This window comes from Mycobacterium appelbergii, from assembly GCF_032883035.1.
GTDB classification, from domain to species: Bacteria; Actinomycetota; Actinomycetes; order Mycobacteriales; family Mycobacteriaceae; genus Mycobacterium; species Mycobacterium appelbergii.
The window spans coordinates 233594-251336 of record NZ_JAMQTH010000005.1; the positions used below are offsets into that span (position 1 = coordinate 233594).

General features: G+C 62.8%; 15 protein-coding genes. 2 read left to right on the top strand and 13 right to left on the bottom strand.

The features are described from left to right. Positions 1-180 precede the first annotated feature (180 nt). Together M1247_RS13555 and M1247_RS13560 are read right to left on the bottom strand one after the other, a co-directional pair. Positions 181-1329, bottom strand: coding sequence for a UvrD-helicase domain-containing protein (locus tag M1247_RS13555; RefSeq protein ID WP_317156861.1), 1149 nt, complete (start codon positions 1327-1329; stop codon positions 181-183). Next, on the bottom strand, positions 1313-2941 hold the full coding sequence (locus M1247_RS13560) for an ATP-dependent nuclease (RefSeq protein ID WP_317156862.1): 1629 nt from the start codon (positions 2939-2941) through the stop codon (positions 1313-1315). The genes M1247_RS13555 and M1247_RS13560 overlap by 17 nt, the downstream gene beginning before the upstream one ends. 474 nt (positions 2942-3415) lie before the next feature. Between M1247_RS13560 and lysE the strand changes: the two genes are divergently transcribed. Together lysE and M1247_RS13570 are read left to right on the top strand one after the other, a co-directional pair. After that, positions 3416-4015: an L-lysine exporter gene (lysE, locus tag M1247_RS13565; protein ID WP_317156863.1), complete on the top strand. Its 600-nt coding sequence runs from the start codon at positions 3416-3418 to the stop codon at positions 4013-4015. Between the two features lie 50 nt (positions 4016-4065). Continuing rightward, positions 4066-4986 carry a LysR family transcriptional regulator gene (locus M1247_RS13570; RefSeq protein WP_317156864.1) on the top strand — a complete coding sequence of 307 codons (921 nt, stop codon included), beginning with the start codon at positions 4066-4068 and terminating at the stop codon, positions 4984-4986. Here M1247_RS13570 and M1247_RS13575 read toward each other — a convergent pair. From M1247_RS13575 to M1247_RS13625, 11 genes are all read right to left on the bottom strand, one after another. Further along, positions 4942-6162 carry an MFS transporter gene (locus M1247_RS13575; protein ID WP_317156865.1) on the bottom strand — a complete coding sequence of 407 codons (1221 nt, stop codon included), beginning with the start codon at positions 6160-6162 and terminating at the stop codon, positions 4942-4944. The two genes, M1247_RS13570 and M1247_RS13575, sit on opposite strands and share 45 nt — an antisense overlap. Further along, entirely contained in the window at positions 6159-8249 is a 2091-nt protein-coding gene (locus tag M1247_RS13580) for an acetate--CoA ligase family protein (protein ID WP_317156866.1), read from the bottom strand. Before M1247_RS13580 ends, M1247_RS13575 begins: the two co-directional genes overlap by 4 nt. Further along, entirely contained in the window at positions 8246-9058 is an 813-nt protein-coding gene (locus M1247_RS13585; protein WP_317156867.1) for an enoyl-CoA hydratase/isomerase family protein, read from the bottom strand. The genes M1247_RS13580 and M1247_RS13585 overlap by 4 nt, the downstream gene beginning before the upstream one ends. Continuing rightward, a complete protein-coding gene (gene mctP, locus M1247_RS13590) occupies positions 9055-10680 on the bottom strand; it encodes a monocarboxylate uptake permease MctP (protein ID WP_317156868.1) in 1626 nt (541 codons plus the stop codon). The genes M1247_RS13585 and mctP overlap by 4 nt, the downstream gene beginning before the upstream one ends. Beyond that, positions 10677-10940, bottom strand: coding sequence for a DUF3311 domain-containing protein (locus M1247_RS13595; protein WP_317156869.1), 264 nt, complete (start codon positions 10938-10940; stop codon positions 10677-10679). The genes mctP and M1247_RS13595 overlap by 4 nt, the downstream gene beginning before the upstream one ends. A 213-nt stretch (positions 10941-11153) precedes the next feature. Beyond that, the gene (locus tag M1247_RS13600; RefSeq protein WP_317156870.1) at positions 11154-11981 is read right to left on the bottom strand and encodes an enoyl-CoA hydratase/isomerase family protein; all 828 of its coding nucleotides are present in this window, start codon (positions 11979-11981) and stop codon (positions 11154-11156) included. After that, entirely contained in the window at positions 11978-13570 is a 1593-nt protein-coding gene (locus M1247_RS13605; RefSeq protein WP_317156871.1) for an AMP-binding protein, read from the bottom strand. The genes M1247_RS13600 and M1247_RS13605 overlap by 4 nt, the downstream gene beginning before the upstream one ends. 3 nt (positions 13571-13573) lie before the next feature. After that, positions 13574-14146 (bottom strand): OsmC family protein, encoded by a 573-nt coding sequence (locus tag M1247_RS13610; RefSeq protein ID WP_317156872.1) that lies wholly within the window; start codon positions 14144-14146, stop codon positions 13574-13576. Between the two features lie 51 nt (positions 14147-14197). Then, positions 14198-15517 (bottom strand): MFS transporter, encoded by a 1320-nt coding sequence (locus tag M1247_RS13615; protein WP_317156873.1) that lies wholly within the window; start codon positions 15515-15517, stop codon positions 14198-14200. Positions 15518-15771: 254 nt separating this feature from the next. Then, positions 15772-16668 carry a LysR family transcriptional regulator gene (locus M1247_RS13620; protein ID WP_317156874.1) on the bottom strand — a complete coding sequence of 299 codons (897 nt, stop codon included), beginning with the start codon at positions 16666-16668 and terminating at the stop codon, positions 15772-15774. Positions 16669-16755: 87 nt separating this feature from the next. Beyond that, on the bottom strand, positions 16756-17742 hold the full coding sequence (locus M1247_RS13625; RefSeq protein ID WP_317156875.1) for an NADPH:quinone oxidoreductase family protein: 987 nt from the start codon (positions 17740-17742) through the stop codon (positions 16756-16758). Position 17743 lies beyond the last annotated feature (1 nt).

Genomic DNA, 17743 nt, shown 5'->3' on the forward strand with positions numbered 1-17743 from the left:
CAACTGCAGTTGCAGCCGGGCAGCGTCGCGAAGACGCGAACTCGGTCAGCGCTGAACGGACAGTCGACGCAACTATGTCCTGGTGTCACAAGGGCAGCACAGTCATCGATTTGACCCTATATCTCGAATACTTCCACCGTGAACGAGAATCCCTGCGCCACAAGCGACGATGACGTCGGCCTACGGATCATCACACCCTTGCGTGATGTCCACTGGTCGGCCGCCAATGATTCCTGTGTCTGGAGTCCATACGGGGGTGGTGGTGTCCTTGGGCGGATTGATGATGAACCCCACGCTGTGCTGAGCTCGGGTAACCGCTACGTAGAGATTCGCTGCCTGCTGGTCATTTAGCTTCTTTGCCTTCGTTATGAACGTACAGATCGGGCCGGTAGGAAAGACCAGCACCCGCGGTCGTTGAAGCCCTTTGGCCTTACCGAAGTTCACGCAGTCGAGGTGATCATACTGCTTGCCGCTTGCCTTGCTGTTACGCAAGAGGATTGGTCGATAACGGTCGTTGTACTGATCGACATGTTCTGGTGCGATCAGGAAGATCCCATCGTGGTCGGTGCGCATAGTATTGAGCGAGACCGTCGGTTCGAATCCCCACTCGGCGCCGAACAATGAATCGGCGAATGCTGCGATCTCTGGTGCGCATCGCCATGTTTCGCGTCGCTGCTCAACAACCAAACGCCCGGCCCGTTCCTGGGCCTGAAACCATTTCCAGATTTGCATGTACATGAACGGCTTGTGCTTGGCTTCACGGCCGTTGGTAGCCAAGATGGCCTGACGAACGTCGCCGACCATCTCGAGTTTTACCTTGGATGCCATTAACAGGTCCAGGATCTCCAGGTCGTATCCGCATAGATCCTGGACCTCATCGATCATGATTCGGTCGTACACTCGCCCAAGTCGGTCCATACAGATTCCGTCACCGGCCTGATTGATCTGCACCGCCAACTCCGGGAGGTGTACTCGCCTGACGGCGCCTTGTTCATTGATGTAGCGCTGCCAGCTACCCGTGGCGACGTACATCTGGGGTGGACTGTCGAAGTCGAACCCTTCAACGCGCCTTCCTTCAAACATCAACGGCAGGAAGGGGTGAACGAAATTCTGTAGCAGGAACGAGAACCAGCCATTCACCTCGACATGGGAGTGGTCGCCTGCGAGCCGGTCGAGCCTTGTTGCCAGTTCGTGCTGGTTATTGCTCGTGTACGTCAGGACCAGAATGCGCTCGCTCGGATCAGCCGCTTTGCAGGAATCCACCAACCCTTGAGTTTTACGGGATCCAGCGACCGCCAGCGTAAGCCGGTTATTAGCCTGAATTTTCAATGAAAGCCATCGCTTCAGTGATGTAGCTCGGCGCGTTGAGCGTGGTGCTGGTCTCCAGGATCCGCAGCGCACTCTCGGTCTTGTTGTTGTCCATCCAGGTTGCCAGGACAGCTCTCTCGGTGATCGCCAGCACCGTACGTACCGTCTTCTCGTCATTGGCGTACACGATCTGAGGCTCCAGCGTGTTGCCCTGACCGAATGCTCCGATGAAGACCCCGCGGTCATCGTTGAGGTATTCGGCCAGATCCTTGAGCAGTTCGGCTGGGTCATTGCCGTCGTTGTCGCGCAACACCGCACACCGCGTTCCGAGCGCCTGAACCAGCCGCAGGCAGTGCTTCAACGACAGCGCACGCATGCTAATGACGTCGATCCCGTCAGCGATGGGCCGCCGGCCGTCATGCGTATCCATGTAAAACCGCTCGACAACGATCTCGTCGGACGGGCCTTCGACGAGAATCAGCCGCCCAGCCAAAGCCATTCGCAACGTGTCGTATCCGGGCAGCTTCTTGAAGTAGGCGACGGTGTCCTCACAGAGTGCGCCCAGTGCTGTAATGCCGTTTTCTCCAACTAGCTGCAAACCATCGACACCGATTCGGTTGAGCACATATGAGCTGTGTGTGGTGATGAACAGCTGCTGGTCATCACCGGCGAGATCAGCGATGCGGGCAAGCAGCTTATTCAGATTCGTATGGGAGAGATGGTTTTCAGGTTCTTCGATCATCACCACCCGTGCCGCCGAAGCTGTCCGTCCCATGGCCAGGGCAATCTTGATCGCAGCCTGCTGTCCCTGCCCCGACAACATGAACGGGACTTCGGCTACATGTGGGATCACGCTGGAATCCCAGGCGCCACGACCAGTCTGATCCATAGCAAGCTTTAGCGGTTTGTCATCCAGCGGCCCGGGCAAGTCTGCCATCTTCTCGTTCACCGCCTCCAGGTGCGGAGACGCCAGCGTGTCGCGATTGGCGCGCACAGCCAGGGACACCTTTGCCTTATCCGGGGCTTCAAGGTGATCGTTGAGGATCTGTTTGAGGTGGATGTCCATCCCACTGTTAGATCGGATGGTGCGCGAATCGATAACTGCAGTCGTCAGTTCTTTCGGACGAGCTGTCAACATCTTGTTGGAGAACGTGCGCCAGTCCACGCGGTAGTACTCCACTGGCAGCGACGACGGCCCATCATCATCTACGCCCAGTTCAGCCAAGTAGGCCTCAATCTCGTCACCATAATCAGGATCGGGCTCGACTCGGAGAAGGATACCAGCGCAAGCCCTTGTTGGCAGCTCTGAATTGTTGGCACCGAATAGGTTTCGCTGGAATTCATCGCGGTCGTAGAGAAATACTTCGACCTCAATCACCGGTGGCGCAAGGGTCTGCCCCTCGGCCCGCGCGGTGAAGAACTCCTTGACCATCTGGGCGTTGAACCAGAACGGATTTACCTCGTCGCTAGCCAGTCGCCCATTGATCCGCCCCGTCAGCGCCAAGGTGATCGCCTCTAGCAGAGTCGACTTTCCCGCGTCGTTATCACCGATGAGAATGTTGAGGCGCTGGTGCGGCTCGAAGTTCAACTCGCGAAACTTGCGATATCCCAGAACGCGCACCCGCTCAATCACCGATTACCCCACTCTGCCGCCGCGCCAGTGCGCATCTCCCAACGCATGCCGTACGTCAGCATGCCCACATCAATTATCGACATATTCGTCAATAGAAACCCGTCAAAGCGCGGGCGTGTCCCGACAGTTCCTGCGGTAGCAGCGCGTCAGCGCAAGTGATGCCCGTTCGCGGCGCCCCTCGGGAACGGGAACCGATGCCCGCTCCTCGTCAGGGGCCACGCGAAGTTGAGCGCCGCGTCAGCGGATGACGACTGGGAGAAGCTGGGATCCCACACAACATTGCATTCCAGGATGTCGAATTCAACATCCTTCGACATCCTTCGACATCCTGAAATGCAATTCGACACGGAGTTTTGCAACCTACACCCCGATGGCGGTTTTGCTTCGTTCATGTCGCCCCATATATAAGAATTTCTAATGATGACTAAGAATCATTAGCTGTACTTGCCTACCCACCATCCATAACGTCGAAGCGTGAACTCCCCCGTACTGATCGGCTTCCTCACCACGATGGCGCTGATCGCCGCAATCGGCGCCCAGAATGCCTTCGTGCTGCGCCAAGGCATTCGCGGTGAGCATGTGGTTCCGGTGATCGCGGTGTGCGCGATCTCCGATCTGATCCTGATCTCGGCGGGCATCGCGGGCGTCGGGGCGCTGATCACCGCGCATCCCGACGCTATGACCGTCGCCAAGTTCGGCGGTGCGGCGTTCCTCATCGGCTACGGGATACTGGCGGCGCGGCGCGCCTGGCGGCCCTCAGCGCTGAATCCTTCCGAACGCACCCCGGCCCGCCTGGCCGAGGTGTTGGTGACCTGCCTGGCACTGACCTGGCTCAACCCTCACGTGTACCTCGACACCGTGGTGCTGCTCGGCACCGTGGCCAACGAACATCACGAGCAGCGTTGGCTTTTCGGCGCCGGCGCGGTCGCCGCCAGCGCCATCTGGTTCACCGGCCTGGGCCTGGGCGCGCGCCGACTGGCCGGACTGTTCGCCACCCCGTCGACATGGCGCATCCTCGACGGCATCATCGCCGTGATGATGGTGGCACTGGGCGTGTGGATGGCGGTGTCCTGAGCCCGTGACGTCGTCCACGCCGCAGCTGGGCGTTTCGCTATCGTTAACGGGTGTTATCCGCGGACAATCTCGGTGTTTTCGTTGAGGTTGCGCGCAGCGGCCGCCTGACTGAGGCCGCCAAACACCTCGGCCTGGACCAAAGCACGGTCAGCCGCAGAATGTCCCAACTCGAGCGCTCCGTAGGCCAACGGCTTTTCCATCGAGATCACGCCGGTTGGACACTCACCGACGCCGGTATTCGCCTGCTGGTGCACGCCGAGGCTGTTGAGGCAGCGATCCAAGCTGCTCGCGAGGACCTTCTGGATTCAAATGCCGCGCTGAAGGGATCTGTACGGGTACTGACGCCGGACGGATTCGCCAGCCATCTGGTCAATCCTGGTCTCGCGCGCATTCGTCAGACGTTCCCAGAATTGGCGATCGAGCTGGTCAGTTCCAACCAGCACACCTCGTTGTCGACGCGAGAGTTCGACGTGGCGGTCTCGATCGAGCGTCCAGCGGCCCGGGCGGTAACCGTCTCGAAGCTTGCAGACTTCGAGATGGGCGCCTACGCCGCGCCGGCATACCTCGACGAGCGGCCGCCGATCTGCTCGGTCGAGGACCTGCGTCATCACCAGTTCGTCTGGTACGTGGAAGGCTCGTTGGGTCTGCCCACCTACGAAGCGTTGTTTCACGCTGTCCCGAACGCTCGGCTGACCATCCTCACCAACACCATCTCGGCGCAGGTGGAGGCAACCCAACAGGGCCTGTGCCTCGGCTACCTGCCGACATGGATCGGTGACGACACCCCGGGCATCACCCGCATCGACAATATTGATGTCTCGATGCCCAACAGTTACTGGTTGGTGGTTCCGACGCAGTTCGCCCGCTTGGCACGGGTTCGCGCCATCACCCGTTGCCTGGTCGACTTGGTCGCCGACCGTAACGGCCTACGCCTGGCTCCCGGCCATCACACCGCAACGACCGGTGCGTGAACGGCGCTGCGACCGGGCGAGCGCGACCATGGCGACGGCGCCGACGGCCGGGCCCACAGCGAGCACGGCCAGCGCCGCGGACCATGAAAAATGCTGCACCAGAACAGGAACCAGCCACAGGCTCAGAACCGTGGTGCAGTACCCGAGCGCTAGTTGGATCGACACCGCACCACCTACGTAGACGGGGTCGGCGTGCTCGGTGACCAGGGCCGAGAATTGTGCGGAGTCGGCAATCACCCAGAAGCCCCAGAAGACGCAGAGCGGTACGACAACGACCAGCGTGCGAGGTCCGACCAGGCTCAATGCCAACGCAGCACTGCCGGAGCACAGCAGCGCGATCAATGCGGATTCGGCCCGGCCGAACCGGTCGCTGAGTCGCCCGCCCACCAAGCAGCCGAGCGCGCCCGCGCCAATGCATGTGAACGCCAGGGCCGAAGCGGTGGCCTGGGCGTTGGCGGCGGCAGCGACCGCTGGGACGGCGGCCAGAAACGCCCCGACCCATGCCCACATGGCGTACAACTCCCACATGTGGCCGACGTAGCCGACATTGGCCAGCGCCACGTTCTTGTTTCGCAAGCTGGCCAGGGCAGCAGCGAAGTTGAAGGGTCGCCGCGGGAACGGGTAGGGACCGGTGGAACGCAACGCAAGCGCCGACAGGCCTCCCACCGCGGTCATCACCGATGTCACCACGATGACCTGCTGCCAGGGCACGCTGCCGAAGGATCGGACAAGGTGGGGAAGAGCCGACCCCAACGTGAGCGCGCCGATCATCACGCCCAACGCCGTACCGCGGCCGGCACGAAACCACGTCGAGATCTCCTTGAGGGCCGGCGGGTAGATCGCCGCGAGACAGAGACCCGTGAACAGCCGGAGCGGAACCGCAGTTGCCAGACCGTCGGACCACAACAGCCCGAAGTTGGCCGCGGCGGCGCCGAGAGCGCCCCAGCACATCAGTTTCGTCGGAGCCACCGCGTCCGCAAGCCCGGTAGCCGCCGACGCGACAGCACCGACGACGAACCCGAGTTGCACCGCGATCGTCAGTAGCGACGAACCGGTGGGTGACAGGTGCCAGACCTCGACGAGCTGCGGCGCGACAAAGGACGCGGAGAACCACACGCTCATCGACAGGAAGGTGCTGACGGCCACCACGAGAAGTGCGACGCCGGGCCGCGTCACGGCTGTCGGCTTCCCGCCGTCTTTCCGTGACGCGTCAGCCACCGCACTGCCCCAAGCGCGTCGATAGCACGATCAACCGAGTCGAACAGCGCCACGCCGGCCGCGGCGGACACCGGACGAAGCTGTCGGACGAGGTCATCCTGATTCGCGTCGAACCCGCTGCGCAGCACCAAGGCCAGCGGAGTGTCGCCACGACGTGCCGCCAGAATGTCCTGGGTCAGCGACCAGATGAGCTTGTTTCCCGGTTCAACCGGTTTCATGTCGAACACCGTGCCGAGGTCGAGGAACGCACACACCGCGTCGATCGACGAGTCGTCCGCGACGGCGCTGACGATCGCCCCGGTATAGCTGCCCGAGTCGTCGAACAATGACCAGATCGGGATGTCGATCGGATTGGCCAGACTCGACCCTGGAGCGTGGAACGGAGCGAGACGTTCTTCGGTGGCCGTCGAGAACGGCGCCATCCGCAGGGCCCACCGATCTGCGCGGTCGGAGCCGACCACTGCCACCCCACCACCGCTGCCGAGCAGTGCGAGGTTGTCACCGTCGACGCTCCCGACGAACTGCAGTGCGGTCAGGACGTCGAGCAACCGGTCGAGATCTTCGACCAGCAGCACTCCGGCCTGTCGGGCGGCATCAGCCAGCAGTTGCGGATCACTGGCCAGTGCTCCGGTATGCGAAGCCGCGGCGACGCCGCCCGCTGCGGTACGGCCGCCTTTGAACAGCACGACCGGTTTTGTCATCATCCGGGCCAGCCGGAAGAACTGACCGGCCCAGCGATCGTCCTCGAGGTAGAACACCACCGCCTCGGTGCGCGGATCTGCTTGGCAAAAGGCCAGTAGTTCGGCTGGATTCACGTCATCGCAGTTGCCCACCGAGCTGACGAAGCTGAATCCCAACCCCAGTTCCGTTCCGCGGCGGAGGATGTCGCCGGCGTAGGTGCCCGATTGTGACACCACGGCCAGGTGACCGGGTTGGGTCGACGAGGCCGCTGGGCTGATCATCGTCAGTTTCTCGTACGGCGTGTAGTGGCCAATACAGTTGGGGCCCAACACCCGAAGCCGGGATCCTACGATGACGTCTGCCAATGGTGGAGTGTCAGCGGTGTAGACGTGGGCGGTACGAGTACCACGCCGCGCCAACGCCTGGAGAGTGGCAGGCACCGCCGCGGCGGGTAACGCGATCACGGCGCGGTCCACGTCGTCCGGAAGATCATCGACGGTGGGGACGGTGGCAACACCACACAGCGACTCATTCTTGTTGCTCACCGGCAGGATCTCACCGGAGTAACCGAAATCGACGAGGCTGCGCACCGCGCGATAACCCATCTTGCGCTCATCGGCCGATGCGCCGACGATCGCCACCGACCGGGGGTATATGGCCGGGCGCAACATCTCGAATACCGCCGCCGCATCCGGCACCTGCACAGCGTGATCGTCCGCTGCTTCCAGTGCGGTGGCGCGGGCATCCACGGCCACAACGCGATCGGCAGTGATGACCACGGGGTTGAAGTCGACCTCGGTGATCTGCTCGTTGAGCAGCATTCCCGTGGCTCCACCGACCGCCAGCAGCGCGTCGACCACATCGTCTACCCGGGCGGAGAACCGCTTCTCGATCACCCGGCCCAATCGAGTGCTCGAAACCATTGTGCGCGCATCGTCGGCGTCGATCGGGGCGAGCGCGAACACCACGTCGTCGAACGTTTCGACGTCTACCCCACCATGGCCGAACATCACAACAGGCCCGAAGCCGGGCGCGCGCAGGCCACCGACGACGGCTTCGATCCCGGAGTCGACCATCGCCTCGATCGTGACGCCCTTCACGTCAATACCCTTGGCGCGCTGGCTCTCCAGCAACGTCCGGGTGCAGAGGGCGACGTCCCCGGGCTCCACTCCGAGCAGCACACCGCCGGCCTTGCTTTTGTGAATGACGTCGTCGGCGACCAGTTTGATCGCCACGGGACGGCCGAGTTGGCGGGCCACCTCGTCGGCGTCATCGGGGCTCGGCGCGAACGTCACGGCGTTGGCGGGGACACCGTAGCTGATGGCGAGGTCGCGAACGACGTCTTCACGCAGACGATGACTCATCCCGCTGTTCCTGTCTTGTCGAGCTTGTCTTGCAGATCCGTTGGGGCGTCAGGATATTGCGGTGGACGCTTCTCCAGGAAGGACCGCACGCCTTCGTCACCGTCGGGCAGCTCCCGCACGATCGCCGCCAAGGCGGGCTCCAGCGTGTTGCCGGCCGGCATGCCGTGCTGCAAAGTGGTCCGCAGACCGGTTTTGATCGCCCGGACGACGGCCGGCGACACTTGACTGATTTCCTCGGCCAGCGCGATCGCGCGTTCGATGGTGTCCGCGGGATCGCAGACTTCGTTGACGAAGCCACTGTCGCGGGCGGCGGTCGCACCGACCGGGCTTGCGGTGGCCAACATCGTGAACGCGGCCGGGTAACTGACCACGTTGAGCAAGCGGCTGAGTTGACCGCCCACGGGTACGAGGCCGATACGGGCACCGACGGCACAGAACCGCGCACTGCTGCCGGCAATTCTGATATCGCAGTTGAGTGCCAGGATGAATCCCGCGGCATACGCGGCCCCGTTGACGGCTGCGATCACCGGGGTGCCGATGTCTGCCGGAAGCGTGAAGGCCGCGTTGGCCTCCGGGTCTCCGGCGGTTTCGGGTTGGTCGAGCACCTCTTGCAGATCATGCCCCGACGAGAAGACCTCATCACCGCCGGTGACGACAATGGCGCGCACTGCCGGGTCGTGGTCGGCCTCCAGAAGGAGTGTGCGCAGCATCGGCGCCATGCCGGCGCTGAACGCATTGCGTTTCGACGGGTTGCTGATGGTCAGGATGCGTACCGATCCGCGGTCGGCGCGGTCGATGGTCGCGGTCATAGGACGGAACTCTCCTTGGGGGTAGACGAATCATGCGGTGCCGCTGTATCACCGGGGCAATCCAGACGGTCGACGTCTGGCAGGGCACTGCGCTGCGGGGTGAAGTTGCGAACTTGGACGGACACCAGCGTCCATACCAAAGTCACCACGAGATTGATGATCAACGCGGTGATCGCGATGTACATCGGCGAAGAGAGGAAGGGCGGCATCGCGGTAGACCCGCCGAAGTGATCGGCTTGGGGCGAGGACACGTTGTAGGCGGCCAGCGTCCCGTAAACGATGCCGACTGCCCATCCCGCCAGCAGCGCCCGACTGTTCATGAAGCGCGCCGCGAACAGACCCAACAGCACGGTAGGCAGTGTCTGCAAGATCCAGATCCCGCCCAAGAGTTGGAAGTTCAGCGCGAACTGACTGTCGAGAGTCAACACGAACACCAGCGCGCCGACCTTGACGAGGACCGACACGATCTTTGAGATTTCGGTCTCGCGCCGTGCGCTGGTCTCGCCCCGGGAGAACTGACGGATAAGGTTGCGGCTGACCAGGTTCCCCGCGCCGATCGCCATGATGGCCGCCGGCACCAGCGCGCTCATCGCGATCGCGGCGAACGCGACCCCGACAAACCAGGACGGGAACATCTCGGTGAACAGCTGCGGGACGGCGAACTGCGGATTGCCGTTGAGCGGAGTGATCCCGGCGGCCAGGGCCATCATGCCGAGCAGTGCGACCAGGCCGAGCAGCACGGTGTAGATCGGCAGCACCGACATGTTGCGTCGCACCGTCTTGGCGCCGCGGGCAGCGAACACACCGGTAATGGCGTGCGGGTACAGGAAGAACGCCATGCCGGAGCCGAGTGCCAGGGTCATGTACACACTGGCGTCGACACTGATCGTGGCCGCTTGCGGATCGGTGGCGTTGGTCCTGGCCGCGATCGCCGCGCCCGCATCGGCGAAGATGTTCCCGAATCCGCCCAGTTTGATCGGGATGACGATCACCGCGACGATCACCACAACATAGGTCAGGCCGTCTTTGAGGAACGCAATGAGCGCGGGAGCGCGGATGCCCGATGAGTAGGTGTAAGCGGCCAGCACACCGAACGCGATGAACAAGGGCAGGTGACCGATGAACCAGCTCGCTCCCGGCCCGGCGTTGATTCCCATCGACGCGAAGATCACCTCCAGCCCGATCAACTGCAGCGCCAAATAGGGAAGTGTCGCAAGCAGTCCCGTCATCGTGATCGCCACGCCAAGCGTCGTCGATTTGAATCGGTCGTTGACGAAGTCGGTAAGAGTGACGTAACCCTTTTCGTGCGCCAGGCGAACCAACTTGGGCAGAAACAAGAAACCCAACGAGTACAAGACAACAGCGTTCGGCACGGCATAGAAGCCGAACGCGCCGATGCTGAAGATCGCGGCAGGCACGGCGATCAGGGTGTAGGCCGAGTACAGATCGCCGCCGAGGAGGAACCAGGTGACGAACCCGCCGAAACCGCGGCCGCCCAAGGCCCATTCGTCGAGGTCATGCAAACTGCTGGCGCGCCGCCAGCGGCTGGCCACGAAACCGATCCCCGTGACCAGGGCGATCAGTGCCAGAAAGACGCCGACGGTGACAGCGTTGACCGTCATTGGTCCGCACCGCTTTCCGGTTCATTCCGAAACGCGATGAAGTAGCTCGCGCCACACCCGCCGGCCGCCGCAACAGCCATGGTCATCTGAAACCAGTAGAAGAACGGGATCCCCATGAGCGTCGGCTCGACGCGCTGATACAGCGGGACTGCCAACGCCAGTATCACCGGCGTGGCGATCAGCACTGCGCACAGCACCAGCTTGGGTCGCGATGTCCTCGGCCGCTGCGGGGCCGCGGGCGAGGGTGGTGGGGGGTTCATGGGGATCCTCGTCGCCGATTCATCTGTCATCGTTTGCTTACTCAACCTCGTGTCGATGTGTGCCAAGTCTCAGTGACGGCGAGAATGTGAGCAACGACCAATCCGGCAGATATCTATGCAAATATGCAAACACGCTGCATAACGACGTTCGGATCGCGACCTTTGATGAACAGGATCATCGTGGGGATGGCAGAGATCAGGTTCAGCGGACGGTTAGTTTGCAGTCTCGCCATAGCGTTCGTCGCGCCAGGCCAGGGCAGCGCCGAGACCTTTGGTGGAAACAAGGTTGGTGAACTCCTCGCGTTCTGGGGTGTAGGCCGAGTTGAGCACCGCGGCGATGTCGAGGTTGGATTCGACCGCACTGGTCAGTCCCATCGCGTCATACGCACGGGTGATCGCTCGTTTGGTGTAACGCAGGATCGGCAGCGGAGTCAGCGAGATCTTGAGCGCGAGGGCATCCACGGCGTCGTTGAGGTCGGCTTTCGCGACGACGCGGTTGACCATACCGAGGGTTTCCGCCCGTTCGGCGGTGATGACATCACCGGTGTAGAGCAGTTCGTTGGTTGCCTTCTGACCGAGTAGAAACGGCATGAGCAGAGTGACCGGGCCTGAGCCGAAACGGATTTCGGGCTCCCCGAATTCAGCATCGTCCGAGGCGACGAGGAGATCACACGCCATGGCCAGCTCGCATCCGCCTCCCAGACACCATCCGGAGACTGCCGCGATGACCGGTTTCTTCAGCCGCCACACCTGCATCGACAGGCCGATGTTGTTGGTGAGACCCGTGTGCCACTGTTCGGCGGTCGACACTCCCATCTCTACCTCTTGAGTGATGTCGTAACCGACGCTGAACGCACGGTCGTTGCCCTGCAACACGACGACCTTGATGGTGGGATCAGCCTCGGCTGCAGTCAGGGCCGCCGACAGTTCGGCGATGACCTCGACCGAAAGAGCGTTGAGCTTCTTGGGCCGGTTGATGGTCAACCACGCGACCTCACCACGATGTTCGATGACCACGAGATTCTCGGTGGACGTTGTCATGCCATTGCCTCCTTGACTAATTGGGATTGAGAACGGGCGAGCTGGCGAACGCGGGCTTTGTCGACCTTGCCGACCGACGTCATCGGGAACTCGTCGAGCACCACGAACCGGTCTGGTGTCCACCAGCGGGGAAAGCGCTGCCGGATGTGGCTGCGGAGATCGGCGAAAAGTTCTTGGCGGTCAACCCCGGGCAGCACGGTGAGGTAGGCGTATGGACGTTCGGTCCACCGTGGGTCGGGTACCGCCACCACGGCGGCTCCGGTGATCGCCGGATGTTCGCAGAGATGTTGTTCCAACTCCGCGGTGGCGATCCACTCACCGCCGGACTTGATCAGGTCCTTGTCCCGATCGTGCAACGCCAGCTTGCCATTGTCGTCAATCGAGGCGATGTCGCCGGTGTCCAACCAGTCCGAGCCAGATAACGGCGCTCCCACGACGAACGGCCCTCGCACTTGTAGCCGCCCGCGTTCTCGACCGGATCCGTCGTGAATGAATTCGCGTGTGTCGATCCGGATTTCGACCAACGGAATGGGATTTCCCGCAGACTCGCATGGTTGGTCACGTTCGTAGGTACTGCATGCCATCGTTTCTGTCATGCCCCACGCGTTGACCAGGTGAGCTCCCAGGACGGTTGTGACCGCGTCGGCCACAGACCGTGACACCCCGCTACCGCCGGTGAAGGCGGTGCGCAGATTCCTCGGAGCGGGGGCTTGGCCTGCCGCTACTGCGGCACACACGTCATGCCACACCGTGGGGACCGCAGCCGCCGCGGTGACGTCCTCCTCGGAAAGGAGACGGCCGATGCGCACAGCGGCCAGATCGCCGCCGCACAAGACCAGTGATGCCCCGGTCAGTGTGGAGGTGAACGGTAGGCCCCACCCGTTGACGTGGAAGAACGGTGCAATCGGCATGACGACGTCGCGTCGGGTGAGCCCCGTGGCGTCGGCAGATGACTGCGCCAGCGCGTGCAGCATGACGGCGCGGTGGCTGACCGGGTACATCTTCGGGCGGCCCGTGGTGCCGCTGGTGTGGAACAGGTAGGCCGTCAGGTTCTCGTCGTCGACACCCGGTGGCACCTCGAGGTCCTGTCCCTCTGCAATGAGATCCTCGTAAGACAGGTAAGTGTTCGCAGCGAACGACGACACGTCACAGGTACCGATCGCGACCAGCGGAATCCGTTGCCTATTCAGGTTTTCCACGAGTCTGCAGGCACTGTCGCCCAGCACGAGATGGTCGAGCATCGCCGAGTCGAACAACACCACCGATGGCCGGGGCGACAGTGCCTGCTCGGCGAGAGCCTCGGCACTGAGCCGAACGTTGAGGCTGTTGACCGTCGCTCCGATCCGCGGAACAGCGAACAATGCCTCGAGGTGCTCGCTGGTATTGAACCCGAGTACGCCGACCACGTCACCGACGCCGATACCGAGTTCCGCATACAGGTACGCACTCAGATGCTCGGCCCGCGCCGCGACTTCCGGGAAGGACCGGCGCGTTCTCGAATCATCCCGTGCGGCTACGTCGACGGCGAAGGAGCGAGGATGGATGTTCCGCATCCGCCACAGCAGGTGATCGATGGTCAGCTGAAACATCGCTTACTTCACCAGCGTCGTCACGACATCGACCGGACCGGCCAGCGTGTCACGGATCGGTGAGCGCCGCTCAACGGCCGAGGTGAGCTCCTGCAGTTGCTCATCGGTGGCGTTGGGCGACTCGGCGTGCACATTGACGCGGATCTGCTGCGCACCTGGGCGCACGCTGTCATCAAGGTTCAGGAAACCTTGCAGGTCGATGTCGACTTCCATCTCCAGTTTCAGTGCGGACAACTCGATTCCGCGCACCGCGGCGTTGGTGGCGAAGGTGACTGCGTAGCAACCTGCCAGCGCTTGCAGGACGTATTCCGCGGGACTCGCAGCCGTATCGGTGCCCAGAAGCGCGGCAGGCTCGTCGGATTCCAGCGTGTAGGTTGCTGCACGGCCGGCGACCACTTCACCGTTCTGACGTACATCGCCGGTCATCGAGCGCTGGCGGCATCCGGTCAGCCATGCCGACCCGAGGGTGAATGTCACCTGGGCCAGGGCCGGTGTCTGCTTGACGGCGTCGATGGTCGCCGACAGGGCGGCGCGATCGACTCCGTTGAGGTTCGACGTCGTTGCTTCGATGGTCATGGGTGGTTCCTTTCGGTTGGGTGTTTTCGTGCCGGGTCGAGTGCGGGGAATTCAGACCCCGGACAGTGATGTTGTCGTGAGATTTGAGAGATTGCCGCGCTTTTCGGGATGGTGGCTGTCGATGTCCTTCCGGTTGGTTTCGGGTGCCAGATAGGTACACACGATCGTCACGACGCTCAATGCGACGAAGTACGCGACGACGAGCCAGGGTCGGCCGCCACCCACCGCGAGCAACGTCGTGGCGATGAGTGGGGAGAATCCCCCGGCGAATACGGACCCGATCTGATAGCCGACCGAGGCACCGCTGTAACGGACCTTGGTGGAGAACATTTCGGAGAAGAACGCCGCCTGTGGTCCGTACATCGCGTCGTGGAACACATTGAGTCCGACGACCATCGCCAAGGTGATGAGGACGGGATTGCCGGTATCGGCAAGCAGGAAGAAGGGGCAAATGAACACTGCGCTGGTGACGGCTCCGAACAGATAGAGCGGTCGCCGCCCGTACCGGTCGGAAAGCGCTGCCCAGATCGGCACGGACACCAGGCCCAGGGCGGAGGCGATCAGGACCGACTGCAGACCCACGTTGGTGTCCGCACCGATGGTGCGTGCGATGTAAGCCAGCCCGAACACGGTGTAGAGGTAGTAGATCGCGTTCTGCGACAGGCGCATTCCCGTGGTCAGGTAGACCGCGCGTCGCTCGTGGCGGAACAGGTCGACGAGCGGTCGGTCAGCGAGTTCGTCGTTGCTCTTGAGCGCGGCGAAACTTTCCGGCTCAGCGAGTCGGCTACGGATGACCAGGCCGGCGAACACGAGCACGAAGCTGAGCAGGAATGGAACCCGCCAGCCCCAGGCGAGGAATGCCTCATGTGACAGCGTGGTTTTGGCGATCGTAAAGGCTCCGACCGCCAGGAGCATCCCTGCCGACACACCGATCTGGGTGAAGCTGCCGTAGAAGCCGCGCCGATGTGTGGGCGCGGATTCGACCGACATCAGTGCTGCACCGCCCCATTCGCCGCCGACTCCGAAGCCCTGAAGCAGCCGCAACAGCAGTAGAAATACCGGCGCCCAGATCCCGACGGCGGCGTAGGTCGGCAACACGCCGATCAGGGTGGTGCTCAGCCCCATGATCACCAATGAGGCGACCAGCATCGCTTTGCGGCCCACGCGGTCACCGATATGGCCGGCGATGATCCCACCCAGCGGGCGAGCCAGGAACCCGACCGCGTAGGTGCCGAACGCAGCGATCAAACCGATGGCGGGGCTCACCGCGGGAAAGAACAGCGGGCTGAAGACCAGTGCGGCCGCGGTGCCGTAGAGGAAGAAGTCGTACCACTCGATGGTGGTCCCGATGAAGCTTCCCAGCGCGACCATTCGGGGCGAGTTTCTCCGGTGCCGCACCGCCGGCCTCGTAGGTATGTTCATGAAACAGAACTCCTCTCGGCACCTGACACGCATGTGTTCGCAATGGGTCCGGCTCTACAACGGAATGTGAACCACGCCATGCATTGCCGAAGATGTGATCCAACCCTCACCGCGGCGGTGCAATTCTGCAATAACCAACGTTGAGCGGGCCTGCGCAGATCTGCACAGCAGCAGGTCAGCGAGATGCCGTGTGCAGGTTGGGCTCAGACGGGTGAGGCTACGAACGTAGAGCGATTGCGCGCCACCAGATCATCGATGTGGTCACAGAGAACCCGGACCCGGGCAAGCCGCCGCAAGTCGCGGGGAATCGATACCCAATAGCTTCGTGTTGTGTTGGTGGCGACGGGAAGTCGTCGGAGCTCAGCGATGCGGTCACCGATAAAAGTGGGCAAAAATGCGACGCCCAAACCTGATTTCGCGGCCTCGATATGGCCGGCGATGTTGTTGGCCTGGATACGCGGGTGAATTTCCGGCAGTAGTTCGTGAAGCAGGTTGAAGGTGCTCAAGTCCAGTGCGTCGTCGACGTACCAGATCAGGCTGTGCCCGTACAGGTCCTCAAGGGTGGCGACCGGATCATGCGAACCAAGGTAGTGCGGCGCCGCATAGAACGACAGGGTGTAATCGACGAGCTTGCGCAGCTCGACCGCACGGGCATACGGCTTCTCGATCGTTACCGCGACATCGAATTCGCGTGGTGTGAGCGTCGAGTGCCGATTTGCCGTGGCGACTTCGACGATCAAGCTGGGGTGGGTGGCGTGAAGGTCCGCCAGGCTGGGCAGCAGCAGGTAGGTGCCGAACCCATCCGGTGCGATGACTCGTATGCGGCCCGACAGTTTCGACCCTTGGGAGAAGCACTCCTCGCGGGCCGCGATCAGCGAAGACTCGACTCCTTCAGCGTGGACCAACAGCTGGGTTCCCGCCGGCGTAACCGTCCAGCCGTCGGCGTGGCGGTCGAACAGCCGCTGCCCCACGGCTCGCTCGAGACGGGCGATGTGACGGCTCACGGTCGTGTGGTTGATCTGGAGATGTTTGGCAGCTTCGACCAGCCTGCCCCGGCGCGAGACTTCAAGGAAAACCGTGAGATCGTCGGCCGAAATCATGGTGATCACGCTACGCGCAGGCGCCCCTCAGCGAGCCCATACGGCGAGATATTCTCTGCGACACAGCTACATTGGCCGCATCAGGGCTTATGGTTGCCGGATGACGGTCTTGCCCTGTGTACGTCCATGCGCGAGGTCTTCGAGCGCGGATGGCACGCCGTCGATACCGACGCATCGGGTGATCAATGGCGTGATCGTGCCTGCCAGCGCCAACGCGAAGATCTCCGATTGGGCCTTTGCGATCAGGTCGGGGTGATACTGCCGGTAAAGCGCCCAGTGCAACCCGGCGATCGTATAGTTCTTCACGAACGGATGGTTCAGACGCGGTGCAGGAATTGTGCCGCTTGCGAATCCGACGACGACGATGGTTCCCTCGAACGCAACGTACTTGGTCGCTGACTCGTAGGCGGCTCCGCCCACCGGGTCGAAGACGATGTCGGCGCCCGTCGGCGCGAACTCGCGGACGGTGGCGACGACGTCGGCGTCGGCGCCGTCAATCGCCAGCTCAGCGCCGAGTCGTCTCACGGTATCGACCTTGGCCGGCCCTGAGGCAATTCCGACAACTCGCGCCCCTGCCGCCCGGGCCAGTTGGACGGCCGCCGAGCCGACCCCACCTGCGGCAGCCGTGACCACCACGACACTGCCGGGTTGCACCGCCGCCCGGCGGTGCAACCCCAGCCAGGCGGTCAGATAGGTCAGATGCAGTGTCGCCGCCGAGGTTTGGTCGATGCCGCTCGGGACGGCAAGCGCATCGACGGATTCCATCAGGGCGAGTTCAGCGAATCCGCCATGCGGCAGGACAGGCTGACCTACCACGAGTGCTCCCTGCAGAGCAGGGTCCACCCGCCTACCGACCGCGTCGACGACGCCGCACATCTCCAAGCCAGGGGTGAATGGGGGATCCGGCTTGTGCTGGTAGGCACCGCGACACAGGAGCACGTCGGCGAAGTTGCACGAAGCTGCCTCGACCCGCACGCGCAGTTGTCCGGCCGCCGGCAGCGGAACGGGCATGTCCTCCCACCGCAGTACCGTCCCAGGTTCGCCGAGTTCCCGGACCGTCCACGCGCCTGCCATC

Bases quoted from the DNA above. Each gene is read 5' to 3' on its own strand.
- M1247_RS13595 (WP_317156869.1), bottom strand. From the start codon at position 10,940: ATGAACCCCCCACCACCCTCGCCCGCGGCCCCGCAGCGGCCGAGGACA.
- M1247_RS13580 (WP_317156866.1), bottom strand. From the start codon at position 8,249: ATGAGTCATCGTCTGCGTGAAGACGTCGTTCGCGACCTCGCCATCAGC.
- M1247_RS13605 (WP_317156871.1), bottom strand. From the start codon at position 13,570: ATGTTTCAGCTGACCATCGATCACCTGCTGTGGCGGATGCGGAACATC.
- M1247_RS13615 (WP_317156873.1), bottom strand. From the start codon at position 15,517: ATGGTCGCGCTGGGAAGCTTCATCGGGACCACCATCGAGTGGTACGAC.
- M1247_RS13610 (WP_317156872.1), bottom strand. From the start codon at position 14,146: ATGACCATCGAAGCAACGACGTCGAACCTCAACGGAGTCGATCGCGCC.
- M1247_RS13585 (WP_317156867.1), bottom strand. From the start codon at position 9,058: ATGACCGCGACCATCGACCGCGCCGACCGCGGATCGGTACGCATCCTG.
- mctP (WP_317156868.1), bottom strand. From the start codon at position 10,680: ATGACGGTCAACGCTGTCACCGTCGGCGTCTTTCTGGCACTGATCGCC.
- M1247_RS13620 (WP_317156874.1), bottom strand. From the start codon at position 16,668: ATGATTTCGGCCGACGATCTCACGGTTTTCCTTGAAGTCTCGCGCCGG.
- M1247_RS13600 (WP_317156870.1), bottom strand. From the start codon at position 11,981: ATGACAACGTCCACCGAGAATCTCGTGGTCATCGAACATCGTGGTGAG.
- M1247_RS13625 (WP_317156875.1), bottom strand. From the start codon at position 17,742: ATGGCAGGCGCGTGGACGGTCCGGGAACTCGGCGAACCTGGGACGGTA.